Here is a 16,770-nt window from a genome sequence, read left to right on the forward strand (position 1 = left end):
GCAAATCAGGAAAACGTCGAAAGAAAGGTGGAGGCGGCGCTACTGCTGCGCCAGAGCAGAGCCGTTCACATGCGGCTTTTGGCGAATGATGCGGATCGAGTCGGCTACCTCTTCCCAGGTCAAGCGCAGCTGGTGCAAAAACTCTATGCCCACGGCCGTCAGCGTGTAGTACTTGCGCGGCGGCCCCGACGTGGATTCCTTCCAAGTGTAATCGAGCAGGCCGGCATTTTTAAGGCGTGTTAGGAGCGGATACAGCGTGCCTTCCACTACAATCATGCGGGCTGATGTCAGCTCTTCCAGCATGTCGGAGGCGTAGACCTCGCCACGGGCGATAATTTCCAGAATGCAGAATTCTAGGATGCCCTTCCGCATCTGCACTTGGGTGTTCTCTACTTTCATGGGCTTTGGGCAGATATCGGTGAAGAATGAGTCAAAGATAGTAAAAGGTACTATGCAACACAAGGTACTTGTGAAAATAATTTTCAAACACCTGCTTACATGGCGTTTTTGGAAGATTTTTCTTTTAGAAGGGTGGGTTAAATGCTCAATAGCCGGCTGGGGGGCATTTTTTGCCATACACCCAATGCTACGCCGAGAGCTCACAAACTAAAACTGATAAGTACTGGTCCCCAGCTTTTGTCTAGCGTTTGAGTTTGATCAAGTAAAAATCAGGAAGTCACATCTGAAAATAGGGAGCCCCAAAGACGTTAGGTGTAGCTCTTAAACTGCAAAATGCCCCCCAGCCACCAGCCGGCCCGATTTATGCGGACCGTTCACTTTATTATCCTCTTTATTAGCCCAGCCGACGCGCTAGAAATAAGTAACTTGCGTTTCGATTACGATTATTCTTTTTACCCTATAGTTTTCTATGCTGCACTTCTCCAAAGTAGTCCCAGTATTAGTCGGGTTGGGACTGAGCCTGGGTGTGGCGCCCGCCGCTTGGGCGCAGTCAAATGATGCCACTCCTAAGTACAGCAATGAGTTTCTGAACATCGGAGTTGGGGGCAGGGCCCTGGGCATGGGCAACACCCAGGTAAGTATTGTGCAGGATGCTACGGCAGGCTACTGGAACCCCGCCGGATTGCTGGACCTGAAAACCAAGTATGACGGCGTGCTGATGCACTCCGAGCTGTTTTCGGGCATCGTGAAAAACGACTATGCGGCCTTCGCTATGCCGCTCGACGAGAGCAGCGCCATTGGTGCCAGTCTAATCCGGCTCGGCGTGGATGATATTGCCGACACCCGCGATTTGGTAAACGAGTACGGCTATATTCAGTATGACCGGATTCGTTATTTCTCTGTGGCCGACTATGCTTTGCTGCTTTCTTACGCCCGACGCATTGGTGCCGTTGAAGGTTTAAAGCTGGGCGTTAACGCCAAGATTATTTACCGCAATGTGGGTGAGTTTGCCAACGCCTACGGTTTTGGGGTTGATGCTGGCTTGCAGTACGAGCATAAGGGTTGGCGCTTAGGCCTGATGGCCCGCGACATCACCACTACTTTTAATGTGTGGTCTATCAACGCCGACAAGTTTAAGGGCTCTGCCACTACCATCGACGACATTCCGTCTAACAGCTCCGAAGTAACACTGCCGCGCCTCGTGCTGGGCGTGAGCCGCGCCATTGAACTGCCCGGTCAGTTCACCGCCCTCGTGGCCACCGATCTGGAAATGACTACCGATGGACAGCGCAATACGCCCATTTCCACCGGCCTTATTAGCATCGATCCCCACGCCGGCCTGGAAATAGGCTACAATAACATTGTGTTCCTGCGCGGTGGAGTGAGCAATTTTCAGAAAATACAGGCTTTCAGCGGCAAAGAAGAGTGGAAAGCACAGCCCAGCCTCGGCGTGGGCGTTGCTACCAGCGGCTTGCGCCTCGATCTAGCTTTGTCGCGCCTGGCCGTGGAGAAGCTGGGGCAGCGTACTCAGACTAACTCTATTATCGTCTCATTAGGCTACGGATTCAAATAACTATTTAAATGGCAGCGCGGACACATGCTTGTAGTAGAACTTTGTATGTGTCTGTGCTTCGTTTAGCAAGTCAATCAGCATGAAACAAAAATACACGTTGGGGTATCTGTTGGGGGGCATTTTTGCGCTGCTACTATTCCTGAGTGACCATGAAGCCGCGGCGCAGTCGGGCCCTTTCGGCAACGAGTGGATAGTAGCGGGGCAGCCCTATTATAAGGTGCGCATTAGCCAAGATGGCATCCATCGCCTCGACCATCAGTACCTCACTCGCGCTGGCCTCAGCAACGGCACCGACCCACGCCGCCTCCAACTTTGGCGTCGGGGGCAGGAAGTCGCTATTTACGTAGGCGGCAACCAGACCAGCCTTGACCCGAGTACTTTCATTGAATTCTATGGTCAGCGTAACGATGGCCGCCTGGACCGGGGCATGTATAAGAAAGCCACTGACCAGCCTCAGCCGCTCTACAGCCTCTTTACCGATACAGCCGCTTACTTTCTGACGGTGGCAGCCACCCCCGTTGGTCGGCGCATGGCCGAAGCGAGCGTAGCCGCTACCAGCGGCCAGCCTTATAATCTGCTGTACCGGACACGTATCTTCTCCGAAGAATATGCTGATATTACGGAAGGCCCTCTTGCTTATATGCCCTGGGCAAGCGCTGGCGAAGGATTTGTGTCGAGTCAGTTTGGACGCAACGCCGCCAACCCCGTCGATTTTGAGGTAGATTCCCTGCAAACGTTGGCCAGCAATGGAGTGGCACCGCGGGTTGAAATCGGACTGGTCGGAACAAGCGTATCCGAGCACATCACCCAAGTATCAGTGGTGCAGCCAAACGGGACGGTCCGGCTGCTGGGCACCGTAGCTAATTATGATAGCTTCGATAGAGTAAAAGCACAGTACCCACTCTTGCGCTCTGATGTTAGCGCTGAGGGAAAAGTAAAGCTGCGTTTTGAGAACACGGGCCCGAATGACAGCCGCTTCCCCCGCGACCGGTCGCGCCTGGCTTACATAACCGTTATCGGCCCCCGCGACAATCGCGTGTTTGGCGAGCGACGCAGCACGGCTTTCCTGAATGACTCTACCTTAAGCGGACCCGCTGCGTTCGTCCTCGACAATGCTCCCGCCACCCTGCGGGGCTATGATGTCACCGATCCCGGCAATGTGCAGCGCGTAGAAGGAAGCGTAGTCGGCAACGCGCAGCGTGCCTACGTATTTCCGGCCGCCAATGGGCGCACCCGTCAACTGCTGCTAGTCGATGCCGCGCGCCCTCGGCTGCCGCTGCCCGCGCGCCTTGTTCGCTTTCGCACCCTCACGCCTAGTGCTTATAGCTTCCTGATCGTGAGCCACGGCTCGTTGATGCGCTCCGCTGGTGGGGTAGCTAATCCCGTGCGGGCTTATGCTACCTACCGCGCCTCCGCAGCGGGCGGCCGCCATGATACCCTGGTCGTGACCACTCAACAGCTCTACGACCAGTTTCACTACGGGGAGAAATCACCGCTAGCTATCCGGCAGTTTTCGCAGTGGATGCTCACCAGTAACCGTGAAAAGTATTTGCTGCTGTTAGGCAGAGGTATGGCAACGGCCGAGCAGGTACGCACCGCAGCCGGTGGATTTTACCATCGAAAGGTGCCGGATAACCAGACGCCCTTCCCAGATTTGGTACCCGGCAGCACCCGCGCCCCGTCCGACATATTCTTCACAGCCGACTGGCAGCGCAATCAGTATGTACCGCGCATTCCCACGGGTCGGGTAGCCGCTCAGACGCCTCAGCAGGTTGTAAATTACTTGAACAAGCTGCGGGAGCACGAGTCGCTGGGCCCTGAGCCTTGGCGCAAAAACTTGCTCCACATGGCCGGCGGTGCCAATGAGGGCGAGTTTGCTCAGTTCCAAAGCTATGTAGATGGGTATAAGGCGCGGGCCGAGAAGCCTTGCTTCGGTGGTACTGTGGTGAAAACCTATAAGCGTGACACACCAGGCGACTATCAGCGCTTTCCCATCACGATCAATATTGCTCCGGAGCTCAACAATGGTCTAAGCCTGATTACCTACTTTGGCCACGGCTCCCCGCTCGTATTTGACCTCAACTTGGGTGACATCAACGACCCGAGTAATAACTATAATAATAAGGGTAAGTACCCAGTCTTTATTGTAAATGGATGCGCCGGGGGCTTTGCCTTTGGTTCGTTTATATCGGTAGGCGAGGACTGGACCTTGGCGGCAGATAAGGGTGCTGTCGGTTTTCTGGCCGACTCTGATTTTGGCTACGATGGGCAACTAGACGCCTTCTGCGATCGGATGTATCAGCTGCTGTTCAACGACCCCAACTGGTACGGCAAGCCCGTAGCAGCAATTCAGGCGGAAGCATCGCGCCGTCTACAAACAGTATTTGGTAATAACCCCAATGGGGTGTCGCTGCTGATGAATACTGTATGGCAGGGCGACCCCGCGCTGAAGCTATATGCGCCCGATAAAGCTGACTTCGCTACGGCTGATTCTCGCCTGCAAATTGCCCCCCAGGCACCTGAAACCACAGTGCAAGCTTCCTCTGCACGGTTTCAGTTGCGCGTGGGCGTGAGTAATGCCGGCAGCCTTTGCACAGATAGCAAGGTATTGGGCATATCCATAACGCGCCGCTACCCGGCTACTGCGGGCCGCGCGGCCGATGTGCTGCGCTTTGAAGTACCGCAGGCTCGGCGTGATACGACCTACGTTTTTGAGCTGCCCAATACGGGTAATGTGTTCGGAGAAAACGAGTTTGTGGTCGTGCTCGACCCTGAAAACAAGATTGCCGAGCTTAGTAAAACCAATAACCAGGGCGTTATTAAATTCAACTTCCTGCAGGGCGGCGTTACTACCCTCAGCCCGCCCGAGTTTGCCATTGTATCCACGCCGGCGGTACGCTTGATTGGGCAGAACAATGATCCTCGCGGCCAGCTGCGTTCCTACGAAATGGAGTTGGATACAATTCCCACGTTTAATAGCCCACTAGTGCGTCGGACTACGGTGCAGGCGGCAATTACGCCCGAATGGGCACCAACTTTGCCCCCCACAGCCAGCCGTGACAGCGTAGTATGGTACTGGCGTCTGCGCTTCCAAACCAGCCAAAGCGGCGAGAATCAAGACTGGGCAGTTAGCTCGTTTCGTCTGATCAACGGCAGCCCGGGTGGTTGGTCGCAAAGCCACCACGGCCAATTTCGCCGCAATGCGCGCGCCCGAGTAGACGTGGCCGCGCCCTCGGGCAAATGGGACTTCAGCGACCAAAGCACGGGAATAAAGCTGTCTACCCGCGGAGGCAGTACCGGCGATGCGGCTACTTTCCTGACGTCTTACGGGATTACTGTAGATGGCACCAGCCCATACGTCATCAACTGCGCACCCTCCGTGCCCAACATGTTGGCGGCCGTGTACGATGGCCAAACGCTGGCTCCAATTCGCGATGTACCCGGTAACTATGACGTTTGTGGCCTTGACCCGAACTTGTTCTATCATTTTGCCAGCGGCGGGGGTGACAACCTAAATACGCCCGCCCGCCAGGCTCAGCTGCTGGCGCTTCTAACTAGCCTGAAGCCCGGCCAGTATGTGGCGTTGGTTTCGATGAATCGGGTGAATTTCTCAACGTTCTCGCCGGAGTTAAAGGCCGCATTGAAAGCATTGGGTTCCCAACTCATCGACCGACTGCAAGACGGCGACCCCTTTGTATTTCTGGGACAAAAGGGTCCCGGAGCCCGCCTCGCGCAAGAACTCACCTTTGACGCTGGCAGCACCGTAGCCCGGGCCGAGCAGGTAATTACGCTGGATGCGGCCCTGCGCACTCGGGCTGCTCGCGGCACGGTTACTTCTACGCTTATTGGCCCGGCCAAGCAGTGGGGCACGCTCCTGCACACCGTGCGCACCGAGCCATCCGATAGCTATACGCTCCGACTAGTTGGTATTGATAAAGACGGTAACCAACGGCAATTGAATGCTGACGTGAAAAACCGCCAGTTGGCCCTATCTGGCGTATCGGCGCAGGAGTATCCTTATCTACAGCTGGTATTGCAAGTGCGCGATACGCTCAATCGCACGGCGCCTCAGCTAAAGCAATGGCTAGTGACCTACGAAGGTCTGCCGGAAGGCATAGTGCGCCGCGACTTGGCTGAGGCGAAAGAACCCAAAGTGTACGATAGTGCTACGCTAGCTCAGCAGGCCATGACCAAGGGCGAGCTCTCGTTCCCGGTGATGTTCCAGAATGTCTCGTCGCTTGATTTTGCCCAGCCACTTATTGCCGAAATCACCGTGCGCGACGAGAGTGGAACAAATGAGCGGAAAGCTCAAATTCAAGCTCCTAGCCAGCTCAAGGCTGGGGCCACTGTTACATTTGATGTTCGTTTGGATGTGCGGGGGTTGCTGGGCGTAATTACTGGCGAAGTCATTGTGAACCCTCGACTGCAACCAGAGCAATTCTACTTTAACAACGAGCTCCGGCTGCCGCCTTTCACAATCGAAAACCGCAACACGCCCCCCGTGCTCGATGTGGCTTTCGATGGCCAACACATTCTAGATGGAGACATCGTCTCGCCGGTGCCCATTATTATGGTGCAGCTTAATGATGAAGATAAGCTCAACGCTGTTCGCGACGCCAATAGCTTCGACTTGTTCCTGACCAAGCCCGGCGAGTCTATTCCAGTGAAGGTGCCAATGACGGGCTCCGACGTGGTGTTTACTTCTGATATAGCCAAAGGCGTGGCCCGCGTTGAGTATCAGCCGGGCAAGCAGAAGCCCTTGGACAATGGCATTTACAAGCTAGAAGTGCAGGGCCGCGACGCTACCAATCTGGCGGCCAGTGCTCAGCGCTATTCTATCCGGTTTGAGGTGATTAATGAGTCTACCGTCACCAACTTCTACCCTTATCCGAACCCTATCACCAGCAAGGCCAAGTTCGTGTTCACGCTCACGGGCGCCGAACTGCCCCGCGACTTGAAAATTCAGGTGATGACGCTGACCGGCAAGGTGGTACGGGAGATTATGATGGCCGAGCTTGGGCCTCTACATATCGGTAACAACATCACCGACTACGCCTGGGATGGCACCGACGAATTCGGCGACCAGCTCGCCAATGGTACTTATCTCTACCGCGTCGTGATGGACAACCCCAGCCAGTTTGAGCGCCGCCGCACTGCCGGCGACCGGGCATTCAAAAAGGAGTGGGGCAAGCTGGTATTGCTGCGCTAATAGGCGATTTATTAATAGAATATAAAAGCCCCCAGGCACATGCCTGGGGGCTTTTATATTCTATTAATGCAGTATTGCTAAAGCTTCTAAAGGTTCACCAGCAACTTAGCAAACTTATCGGCATAGTGTCCAAAAAGGCTGTTACCGCCGCCGTAGCGTCACGAAGCTGTATGCGTAGTCGTGCTTTGCGTCGGGCTCGTGGCGTTCGCGGGTTTCCTCGCGCCATTCGGTTTTATTTAAGTCGGGAAACGTAACGTCACCCTCGAAGGAATGATGAACCTCCGTGAGGTAGACGGTATCCACGGCGGATAACGACTGGCGATAGATTTCGGCTCCGCCAATGACGAAGATACTTTCGTCGTAAGTCTGAGCCAACTCTAGCGCCTCGGGTACAGAGTAAGTCGTTTCGGTGTCTTCGGCTTGCCAATCGGGCTGGCGCGTGACGATGATGTTGGTGCGCCCCGGCAGCGGCCGGCCGATAGCCTCGTACGTCCGACGTCCCATAATAATGGGATGGCCCAGCGTTATATTTTTGAAGTGCTTTAAGTCATTGGGCAGGTGCCAGATAAGCCGATTATCACGCCCAATAACTCCATTTTCCGCCACCGCTACTACCAAAGCAATCATATAGTCTCTTTCAATCAATAACGAGTAATAGGCCTTACAGTTGGCTTCGGCACCATATCAAACCAGGGTGCTGAAGTGACTACAGTCCAGAAAACGCTTTACTTAACCAACGCCGACTCATTGAAACCGCGCAAAAAATCTCGGATAGGAAGCCGTTTTTTGCCCTCGAGCTGCACGTCGAGCAAGTCCAGTAACCCGTTGCTGGTTTGCACGCGCAAGTATGTGCGGCCGTCGGTAAGCCAAGCGCCCGGCACCAACTGGGCCGGACCACTGGCGGCTTCATCATCCAGGGCCTGAGCACGAAATACTTTAAGCGTGCGACCATCGGGCAGTTGGGTGAAGGCAGTAGGGCTGGGAGAGAGGCCGCGCACCAGATTGGCAAGCTGGGGGGCATTTTGGGTGAAATCGAGGCGGCCGGTTTCCTTTTGAATCTTCGGGGCGCTGCGCAACTCACTGCTCTCAACCTGGGGCATGCTGGGTGCAGTGCCGGCCGCAATGGCCTGCACCGTGCGTAAAGCCAGGGCCGCGCCGGCCATTTTTAGCTTCTCGTACAAGGAGCCAAAATCATCCTCGTCGTCGATAGGCACCACATCCTGAAAAATGAGGTCGCCAGTATCAATCTCGTGGCGCAGGAAAAAGGAGGTGACGCCGGTTTGGGTTTCTCCCTGAATGAGCGCCCAATTGATAGGCGCCGCGCCCCGATATTGAGGCAGCAAGGAAGCATGAATATTAATAGACCCCAGCGGGGGCATATTCCACACAGCCTCTGGCAACATACGAAAGGCAACCACCACTTGTAAGTCGGCCGCGTAGCCTTTTAGCTCCGCCTGAAACTCCGGGGCTTTCAGGTTGGTAGGCTGCAACACGGGCACGCCATGCGCCAACGCTGCCTGCTTCACTGCCGATTCGGCCAGCTGTCGGCCCCGCCCAGCAGGCTTATCGGGCGCCGTAACAACGGCTGCTACCGAACAGCCAGACCAAGACAATAAGGCTTCCAGAGTGGGAACAGCAAACTCGGGCGTACCCATGAAAACGATTCGGAGCATAGGCAATGGTGAAGTGGTGAGTTTGTGAAATATGAGGTAGTGAGATTCGTGTTATTTAGTGCGCAAGTCAAGTGACAAACCCACCACTTCCTATCTTCACCCGTTAGAATCAGGGTACAGCAAGTACTTCTTGCGCATTGCCTTGTATTGGCCCAAGGCCGGCTCCCAAGTCTTGCGAATTTCTTCTTCCGACTTGCCCGCAATAATTTGCTGGCGCAAGGCTGCGGTGCCAATAAGGCGCTCAAAGCCTTTGTTGAAGAAGTTAGCCTTGTCGGTGCTCTGCTGATAGAAATCCATCAGGTATTTCAGCGTGAAGCCCATGTCGGTATTGTCTGAGCGCAAATCGAGGCCATAGCAGAGCTTGCCTTTTTGGGGTGGGGCCGTGGAAGCCGCGTTGGGAGTGGGCGTGAAGCTGAATGGGCGCGTGCTGGGCTGAGTAGGCGCCCCAATTACTTCAAATGGAGTATTCGTTCCCCGCCCTACACTTACATCAGTACCCTCAAACAAGCACAATGTAGCATACAGATTTACTGAGTGCGGGTTAGGCAAGTTGGGAGAAGGACGCACGGGCAGCGTGTAGCGGGTGGCGTGGGTGTAGCCTTCTACCGGAATTACCGTCAGCTGCGCTTTTTTGCCCCCCGCCAGCCAGCCCTCACCATTTATCATCTGAGCCAGCTCGCCCATCGTCAGGCCATGCACCACAGGAATAGGGTTTAAGCCTACAAAGGTTTTAAACTGCGGCTCCAATACCGGCCCATCTACATAGTGGCCGTTGGGGTTGGGACGGTCTAATACTACTACCGTTTTGCCTTGTTCAGCGGCCGCCTCCATTACATAATGTAAGGTGCTGCTGAAGGTGTAAAACCGGGCGCCCACATCCTGAATATCAAAAACGAGCACGTCCAAGTCTTTTAGCATTTCGGGCGTAGGCTTGTGGGTAGCGCCGTAGAGGGAGCGTATGGGCAGGCCGCTGCGAGAGTCGCGTCCGTCCTTGATGGTAGCGCCGTCGGCCTCTTCGCCCCGGAAGCCGTGCTCGGGGGCAAAAATGGTTTTTACCTGAATACCCTGGCGCAGCAACGTATCCACCAGGTGAGACTTTCCCACGAGCGAAGTCTGATTCACCACCAGTCCGACGCGCTTGCCGCGTAAAAGGGGTAAATAGCGGTTTCCCTGCTCGGCGCCCATACGTAGGCTTTCTACAATCTGCTGGGGGGCTGACTGTACTGGCTTTGCTGTTACAGCAGTGGAAGCAGGTGTAGCAGCTGGCTCGGCGGTAGCAACTGGTGTAGTACCCGCCGACTGCGTAGCCGAACAATTGGTCAGCAGCACACTCAAACTCAGCAAACCAGAAACGAGGGGAGAATACATAAGGAAATGGAGGCTAGAAAACTGGGTGGGTTAGAGTAGCTTTACGGCAGTGAATATCTCGCGCTACATCTCCAACAAGATCGACGGGGCCGACTCCGGCTCATTTACGTCGTCGGTGACAAAAATAGCCATTATCAGCATTGCCCTGGGGCTAGCGGTAATGATTGTGTCATTTTCCATCCTGGAAGGCTTCCGCAACGAGATCCAAAGTAAGATCTTCTCCTTTGGAGCTCACTTGCAAATTAGCAAGTACGACACCAACAACTCCCTGAACGCCGAGCCTATTGGTGGACCGCGGCTGATCAAGGCCCTGCGCCGCTCGCCGCAAGTCGGGGTTATTCAGCCTTTTGCCCGCAAAACAGCCATCATCAAAACCCAAGACGAAGTGCTGGGCGTTGTGCTCAAGGGCATTGATGAGAAGACTAGCCGCTCGCCCATGCGCCAGAACCTAGTGGCCGGAGAGTTTCTCACCTTTCCCGATTCTAGTGCCAGCAACGACGTGCTGCTCTCGCGCAAAGTGGCCGACAAACTGCGTTTGAAAGTGGGCGACGATGCCCTTTTCTATTTCATTCAGAACCCGCCCAGGGTGCGCAAGTTTCTGGTGCGCGGCATCTACCAAACGGGCCTCGACGAGTTCGATGAGATTTATATTATCGGGGATATCCGGCAAATTCGAGACCTGAATGCTTGGCCAGATTCGCTGGTGGGCGGGGTGGAAGTAATGCTGCGCGACTTCCAGCGCCTCGACCCTGTGGCCGATGGCCTCTACGAAAGCTTGCCCTACGACCTGAAGCTGGATAAGATTACCGACCAGTACGCCCAGCTTTTCGACTGGCTGAAACTGCTGAATAAGAACGTCGTTATCTTCCTGATCCTGATCATCTTCGTGGCAACCTTTAACATGGTAGCCACCATCTTTATCATGATTCTGGAGCGCACCAACATGATTGGGGTGCTGAAGGCTATTGGAGCCACGGATAACCAGATTCGCAGCATGTTTTTCTTCCGGGGCCTGAGTTTGACGCTGCGTGGTATGGTCATCGGTAACCTGATTGGGTTGGGTTTCTGTGCTTTACAGTACTACACTCACCTCATTCCTCTCGACCCCGAAAACTACTACATGGACCGCGTGCCCATTCACTGGGATCTGAGCATTATTATCATCCTGAATGTGGCCACCTTCCTCACGTCGCTCTTGGCCGTGCTCATTCCCACTTATCTGATTTCGCGGATTCTGCCCGTAGCCGCCATCAAGTTCGATTAGTTCAGGTATTTTCTCACAAAAGAGCCCCCCAGAACTACTCTGGGGGGCTCTTTTATTAATTGAAAACTGACAAATGCTTAGTTCAAGTGTCGGCTCTGCAAAATCAAGTTGGGGTTTGGGCATAAGGCTTCCCATTTTTCCTGATCTGCGGGCAAGGCCACGCCCGGAAAGTCACCTTTAAGCCCAAGCATATTACTTATTACTTGAAAATGCAGATGTGGCGGCCAGTCGCCATTCTCGGGCGGGGGTCCCACTTCGGCGAAAGTTACGCCGGGCTCAATAAACATTCCGGGCCGTAACAGAGCGACTTCGCGGCGGGCCAAATGACCGTAAAGGGTATAAAAAGGTATGCCTTCTAGGTCGTGCTCTAAAATAACAGTAGGGCCGTAGTCGCCAAAGTTGTCGTTGTCGGCTAGGCTGTGCACGGTAGCGGGCAAGGGCGACCACACAGGGGTGCCGGCACGCACCCACACATCCACGCCGAGGTGCATGGAGCGGGCGGGCAGAGCAGGGTCGCCAAACAAACCGGGGCTGCGGCGGTAGATAATACGATTTTCAAGATAGCCACCCACCCCAATGAGGGCTTCTTGGCTAGCCAGCATTTCTGCCACCAGTGCCTCAAAAGCGGCCGTATCGCGCAGATCAGCGCCCACGACGAGCGGATTTTGCGCCGTAAAGTCGAGGCGGCATACCTCGGGGCCGTTGAGGTCGACGGGCAGTACTGGGCTAAACTGCGCCTGATGTTGATGAAGAAGTTGAGAAAGTTCAGTCATTGTATACTTGAAAGTGAACGACAGTTTGTGAGCCATTTAAAATGTAAAAAAGCCCATAACCACCCTGGCCTAACCACGTAAAGCCGGGCGCAAGCTAAAGCTTGGGCGGCATTAATCCCGTACTTTTGCCCCCCAGCTTTCTACGTTTCCAAGCCCCAGTCCTCCATCCAGAATGAGCAGCCCTTACCTTACCCTCAACGTAGTCGAAATCACCCACGAAACGTCCGACGCCGTTACCATTCATCTCGAGTTACCCAATCGCCAGCCCATTGCCAGCCAGCCCGGCCAGTTCCTGACTCTGATTCTGCCCTGCGGCCCAGGGGGCAAAAAGGAGCGCCGATCCTACTCCTTGAGCAGCACCCCGCACGAAGCGCCGCGCCTATCGGTGACGGTGAAGCGGGTGCCCGGCGGCTTAGTAAGCAACTATCTGCTCGATACAGTGCGTGTAGGCCAGCAAATGGAAGTTATGGCGCCACTTGGTAACTTCACCATTAAGCCCAGCCCTAAATCGGCCCGCTCGCTGGTGCTGGTTGGCGCCGGTAGCGGTATCACACCGTTGATGAGCATCCTGAAGGCTGTATTGCGCGAAGAGCCACAAAGCCACGTGCTGCTCGTGTACGGCAACCGCAATGAGGAATCGGTTATTTTCCGGGAGCAACTCGCGCAACTGGAAAAGCAATCTGGGGGGCGTTTGCAGGTAGAGCACGTGTTCAGCCAGCCGACCAATCCTAATTCTTGCCAGCACAAAGGCCGCCTGAATCGCACTATGCTGCTGCGTATTCTGGAACAGCGCCACCAGTTTCCGGCCGAGCAGGCTGAGTACTTTCTCTGTGGCCCCGATGGTCTTATGCAGGAAGCCCGTGCCGCTCTCGACCTGCTGGGCGTACCAGCCGCTAAAATTCACCGCGAAAGCTTCGTTGCCGCCGCCGACATTACCGAAGCTGCCGCTGCCCAGCCCGGAGGCCACGGCGACGTATCGACGGCCGATGATGATGGCAAAATTGTGACCCGCACCATCACCATCAACTACGAAGGCAGCGAGTATGAGCTGGTAGTGGAGCCCAACCAGACGATTCTAGAAGCAGCACTTGACCAGGATATTGACTTGCCGTATTCTTGCCAAGCCGGCCTGTGCACCGCCTGCCGCGGCAAATGCTTGTCAGGCAAAGTTCACTTGGATGAGCGCGAAGGCTTATCCGATTCGGAAATGAAGCAAGGCTACGTGCTCACCTGCGTCGGCCATCCGCTCACGGCCGATGTGGTGATTGAGATTGGGTAAACTGAACAGCGCGAAACAAAACGTTGCGTAAAGGACTTTTTGTGAGTCGCCTTCATTAAACCTTGATGGAGGCCTCGCATCAAACTCCGACAATAAAAACTGCTGGCTTATCTTGTACTTATTATGCTAAACGACGCCCCCGAAATTCAGCTCGCTTCGGCCACGGATACCCAGCGCCCCGTCCGCCGCTACCTACCCGAAGATTTTGTTGTCACCGACTGGTCTGCTCTCGAACCTTATCTAATTGAACTGCGTGATCGGGAAATAAATACCCCCGAGGAGCTTGAAAACTGGATGCTCGACCGCAGCGAGCTAGAAAGCGTACTCAGCGAAAACCTGGCCTGGCGCTATATCCGCATGACCTGCGATACCCAGGATGAGGGACGGTCGGAGGCTTTCCAGTATTTCGTGAATGAAATAGAGCCCAACGTGGCACCCTACGACCATGCGCTCAACGAGAAGCTGATGCAGTCGGAACACGTGGGCGCGCTTGATCCGCAGCGCTACCGCGTGTTTATCCGCTCGGTGCGGCAGGCTTTAGAAATCTATCGGGCTGAGAATATTCCGCTCAAAACTGATATCAGCACCAAACAACAGCAGTACGCGGCCACGGTGGGCGCCATGACGGTAACCATTAACGGCGAGGAAATGACCTTGCCTCGCGCCGCCGACCTGCTCAAAAACCCTGACCGGGCCGTACGCGAGCAGGCGTATCTGGCTATTCAAGAACGCCGCATTCAGGATAAGGAGCCGTTAGATAAGCTGTTTAATCAGCTGGTGAGCCTACGCCATCAGATGGCGCTGAACGCGGGTTTCAAGAACTTCCGCGACTACATGTTTGCCGCGCTGGGCCGCTTCGATTACACGCCCCAGGACTGCTTTAACTTCCACCGCGCCATCCGCGAAACCGTGGTGCCCCTCATTGATGATCTCGATCTGGAGCGCCGCCAAGACCTAAATTTGCCCGAGCTGCGGCCCTGGGACCTCGACGTAGACGTAAGCGGTAAAGCCCCGTTGCGCCCTTTTGATACTGGTGCTGAATTGCTCGAAAAAACCATCACCGTTTTTCAACACCTCGATCCATATCTGGGTGACTGCCTGCGCACAATGCGCCACATGGGCCACCTCGATCTGGAGTCGCGCAAGGGCAAAGCGCCCGGTGGCTACAACTATCCGCTGGACGAAACCGGCGTGCCGTTCATCTTTATGAATGCTACCTCGTCGTTGCGCGATGTAGTGACGATGCTGCACGAAGGCGGCCATGCCGTGCACTCCTTCCTCACTCGTAGCTTGTCGCTATCAGCCGACAAGCACCCACCAAGTGAAGTAGCTGAGTTGGCTTCCATGAGCATGGAGCTAATGAGCATGGACCACTGGGACGAGTTTTTTCCCGATGCCGATGAACTGCGCCGGGCCAAGAAAACGCACCTAGAAAGCGTGCTCGAAACCTTCCCCTGGGTAGCCACTATCGACAAGTTTCAGCACTGGATCTACGAAAACCCTGAGCATACTACCGAGCAGCGCCACGCCCGTTGGGTACAGACATTCGACGAGTTCAACCAGCGCACCGTAAGTTGGAAAGGGCTTGAGAAGTACAAGCCGTATCTGTGGCAGAAGCAGCTGCACCTCTACGAAGTGCCGTTCTATTACATTGAGTACGCCATGGCTCAGCTTGGTGCTATTGCCGTGTGGCGCAACTATCGCCAAAACCCACAGCAGGGCTTGGAAGCATACAAGCGTGCCCTCGCACTCGGCTACACGGCGCCCATCGGCGAAATCTACGCTGCTGCTGGTATCCGTTTCGATTTCAGCACCGAGTATCTGCGCTCACTCGCTGACTTTGTGCGGGAGGAAATGGCTCAACTTTAGGCGTTTTAAAGTAGCAACTCAGTCATTTAGACCGTCATGCAGAGGCGGAGCCGAAGTATCTCGCGTGTTTAGCTGGATTAGTATCCTACTACCGCGAGCGAGATGCTTCGCTACGCTCTGCATGACGGTCTGATTTATAACGAAAAAGCCCCCAGACTAAGTCTGGGGGCTTTTTTACGTGAATATTAAGCCTCTATTGCTGGAGCTCAAATAGGGGCACTGGCTGCAACTGCTTGTATTTGCCCCCCAGCTTGGAAATTTCGGGCTCGTGGAGCTTCAGGTAGTTATTAAACTGCTTGGCAGCCTGATCGTAGCGGACGCGATAACCTATTACCTCGCTGTCGGCAGCTTGAATGCTTTCGGCCAGGGACTGAACGGTCTCATTAACGGGGCCGCTGGGAGGTAAAGCTACTGTGTACACGGCCCGCAATAGCGAGTCTTGGGCGGCATCGTAAGCGTCGATGCGCTCGGAGGAGGCCATTGTTTGCTGATTATAGCGCAATGACTTCAGGCGGGCGTTGGCCCGAGTGAGCTGCTGAACCTGAGCGGCATCAGTGCCGGGTTGCTTGCGCAATTCCCGCAATACCTGTTCTGTATCGCGAAGCTTGGCGTCGTCGCTGGCAATCATCTTCGTCCAGCGGACATCCAGTGTATCACGGAACACATCTAATTGAGCTTTAGCTGCAGCGGGCGAAACCGGATCCACCGTGGCGGCCTTATTAGCACGATCAGTTTTGCAAGCGGTAAAAGCGGCCATTAAAAGGAAGAAGGCCAATGGAAATAACTTTTTCATAACGGAAAGAACGCCGAAAATTGGCGAATAGCATACGCTGTTAAGTGCTAAACAGGTTTAAATTGTTCAAATAGTTGGCGGCAGTCGTTGCAGTAGTGCATGGAGCGGCATAAGGTTCCTCCAAATGGGGTTCGCAGCTCCGTGTTATGGCTATCACAATGAGGACATTGGGCGTATTCTAAAATGTCGAGGTCCAGAATTCCCTGATACATGGGCGGGGGCGCAAGGCCGAAGTTCTTCAAAGCCTCGCGACCTTTCTCCGAAACCATATTTGTGTCCCAAGGTTCCTCAAAGCTCATTTCTGTTGTCACATCGGCCACGCCGTACGCTTGCAAGGTCTGTACCACGTCGCGCTGCATGTAGTCCATTGCCGGGCAACCTGAAAACGTGGGCGTCATCTTCACCGTCACGCGGCCGCTCTCGTCAATTACTACGTCGCGGATTACCCCCAAATCCACCAGCGAAAGCACCGGAATCTCAGGGTCTTTTACCGCTTCGAGCCAGGTAAGAATAGTGGCTTTATCCATGAGTATGCAAGTGGTGTGAGATGCGAGGAGCCGACAGTGCGGT

Annotated in this window: 12 protein-coding genes; 5 read left to right on the forward strand and 7 right to left on the reverse strand. The window is 54.8% G+C overall.

Going from position 1 to position 16,770, the window contains the following annotated elements; genetic code table 11:
- Window positions 1-39: 39 nt before the first annotated feature.
- Window positions 40-399, reverse strand: coding sequence for a PadR family transcriptional regulator (locus tag ACW9KT_RS07380; protein ID WP_457078891.1), 360 nt, complete (start codon window positions 397-399; stop codon window positions 40-42).
- A 469-nt stretch (window positions 400-868) separates the two neighbouring features.
- Between ACW9KT_RS07380 and ACW9KT_RS07385 the strand changes: the two genes are divergently transcribed.
- Both ACW9KT_RS07385 and porU2 read left to right on the forward strand, forming a co-directional pair.
- Window positions 869-1,972 carry a putative type IX sorting system protein PorV2 gene (locus tag ACW9KT_RS07385; protein WP_457078893.1) on the forward strand — a complete coding sequence of 368 codons (1,104 nt, stop codon included), beginning with the start codon at window positions 869-871 and terminating at the stop codon, window positions 1,970-1,972.
- A 79-nt stretch (window positions 1,973-2,051) separates the two neighbouring features.
- Window positions 2,052-7,181, forward strand: a complete 5,130-nt coding sequence (gene porU2, locus ACW9KT_RS07390) for a putative type IX secretion system sortase PorU2 (RefSeq protein WP_457078895.1) — start codon at window positions 2,052-2,054, stop codon at window positions 7,179-7,181.
- A gap of 141 nt (window positions 7,182-7,322) precedes the next feature.
- On the opposite strand, the gene ACW9KT_RS07395 is transcribed toward porU2, so the two are convergent.
- The 3 genes from ACW9KT_RS07395 to ACW9KT_RS07405 all read right to left on the reverse strand — a co-directional run bounded on the left by ACW9KT_RS07395 (window position 7,323) and on the right by ACW9KT_RS07405 (window position 10,222).
- Entirely contained in the window at window positions 7,323-7,808 is a 486-nt protein-coding gene (locus ACW9KT_RS07395) for a dihydrofolate reductase (protein WP_457078897.1), read from the reverse strand.
- 98 nt (window positions 7,809-7,906) lie between these two features.
- Complete coding sequence (gene fmt, locus ACW9KT_RS07400) at window positions 7,907-8,854, reverse strand: methionyl-tRNA formyltransferase (RefSeq protein WP_457078899.1); 948 nt, start codon at window positions 8,852-8,854, stop codon at window positions 7,907-7,909.
- Window positions 8,855-8,950: 96 nt separating this feature from the next.
- Window positions 8,951-10,222 carry an exo-beta-N-acetylmuramidase NamZ family protein gene (locus tag ACW9KT_RS07405; protein WP_457078901.1) on the reverse strand — a complete coding sequence of 424 codons (1,272 nt, stop codon included), beginning with the start codon at window positions 10,220-10,222 and terminating at the stop codon, window positions 8,951-8,953.
- A 49-nt stretch (window positions 10,223-10,271) separates the two neighbouring features.
- Here ACW9KT_RS07405 and ACW9KT_RS07410 point away from each other — a divergent pair, with 49 nt between their 5' ends.
- Window positions 10,272-11,486 carry an ABC transporter permease gene (locus ACW9KT_RS07410; protein WP_457078903.1) on the forward strand — a complete coding sequence of 405 codons (1,215 nt, stop codon included), beginning with the start codon at window positions 10,272-10,274 and terminating at the stop codon, window positions 11,484-11,486.
- 77 nt (window positions 11,487-11,563) lie between these two features.
- On the opposite strand, the gene ACW9KT_RS07415 is transcribed toward ACW9KT_RS07410, so the two are convergent.
- Entirely contained in the window at window positions 11,564-12,259 is a 696-nt protein-coding gene (locus tag ACW9KT_RS07415) for a peptidoglycan DD-metalloendopeptidase family protein (RefSeq protein WP_457078905.1), read from the reverse strand.
- A 172-nt stretch (window positions 12,260-12,431) separates the two neighbouring features.
- Between ACW9KT_RS07415 and ACW9KT_RS07420 the strand changes: the two genes are divergently transcribed.
- Together ACW9KT_RS07420 and ACW9KT_RS07425 are read left to right on the forward strand one after the other, a co-directional pair.
- Window positions 12,432-13,538 (forward strand): 2Fe-2S iron-sulfur cluster-binding protein, encoded by a 1,107-nt coding sequence (locus ACW9KT_RS07420; RefSeq protein ID WP_457078906.1) that lies wholly within the window; start codon window positions 12,432-12,434, stop codon window positions 13,536-13,538.
- Window positions 13,539-13,661: 123 nt separating this feature from the next.
- Window positions 13,662-15,407 (forward strand): M3 family oligoendopeptidase, encoded by a 1,746-nt coding sequence (locus ACW9KT_RS07425; RefSeq protein WP_457078908.1) that lies wholly within the window; start codon window positions 13,662-13,664, stop codon window positions 15,405-15,407.
- A gap of 193 nt (window positions 15,408-15,600) precedes the next feature.
- Here the strand turns inward: ACW9KT_RS07425 and ACW9KT_RS07430 are convergent, their stop codons facing one another.
- A complete protein-coding gene (locus ACW9KT_RS07430; RefSeq protein ID WP_457078910.1) occupies window positions 15,601-16,200 on the reverse strand; it encodes a hypothetical protein in 600 nt (199 codons plus the stop codon).
- A 47-nt stretch (window positions 16,201-16,247) separates the two neighbouring features.
- Entirely contained in the window at window positions 16,248-16,727 is a 480-nt protein-coding gene (gene paaD, locus ACW9KT_RS07435; RefSeq protein ID WP_457078912.1) for a 1,2-phenylacetyl-CoA epoxidase subunit PaaD, read from the reverse strand.
- Between the last annotated feature and the right edge of the window lie 43 nt (window positions 16,728-16,770).

The organism is Hymenobacter sp. HD11105 (assembly GCF_054051685.1).

Excerpts from the sequence above, each read along its gene's own strand:
- ACW9KT_RS07380 (WP_457078891.1), bottom strand. The coding sequence starts at position 399 with ATGAAAGTAGAGAACACCCAAGTGCAGATGCGGAAGGGCATCCTAGAA.
- ACW9KT_RS07420 (WP_457078906.1), top strand. The coding sequence starts at position 12,432 with ATGAGCAGCCCTTACCTTACCCTCAACGTAGTCGAAATCACCCACGAA.
- fmt (WP_457078899.1), bottom strand. The coding sequence starts at position 8,854 with ATGCTCCGAATCGTTTTCATGGGTACGCCCGAGTTTGCTGTTCCCACT.
- ACW9KT_RS07430 (WP_457078910.1), bottom strand. The coding sequence starts at position 16,200 with ATGAAAAAGTTATTTCCATTGGCCTTCTTCCTTTTAATGGCCGCTTTT.
- porU2 (WP_457078895.1), top strand. The coding sequence starts at position 2,052 with ATGAAACAAAAATACACGTTGGGGTATCTGTTGGGGGGCATTTTTGCG.
- ACW9KT_RS07405 (WP_457078901.1), bottom strand. The coding sequence starts at position 10,222 with ATGTATTCTCCCCTCGTTTCTGGTTTGCTGAGTTTGAGTGTGCTGCTG.
- ACW9KT_RS07425 (WP_457078908.1), top strand. The coding sequence starts at position 13,662 with ATGCTAAACGACGCCCCCGAAATTCAGCTCGCTTCGGCCACGGATACC.
- paaD (WP_457078912.1), bottom strand. The coding sequence starts at position 16,727 with ATGGATAAAGCCACTATTCTTACCTGGCTCGAAGCGGTAAAAGACCCT.
- ACW9KT_RS07385 (WP_457078893.1), top strand. The coding sequence starts at position 869 with ATGCTGCACTTCTCCAAAGTAGTCCCAGTATTAGTCGGGTTGGGACTG.
- ACW9KT_RS07395 (WP_457078897.1), bottom strand. The coding sequence starts at position 7,808 with ATGATTGCTTTGGTAGTAGCGGTGGCGGAAAATGGAGTTATTGGGCGT.
- ACW9KT_RS07415 (WP_457078905.1), bottom strand. The coding sequence starts at position 12,259 with ATGACTGAACTTTCTCAACTTCTTCATCAACATCAGGCGCAGTTTAGC.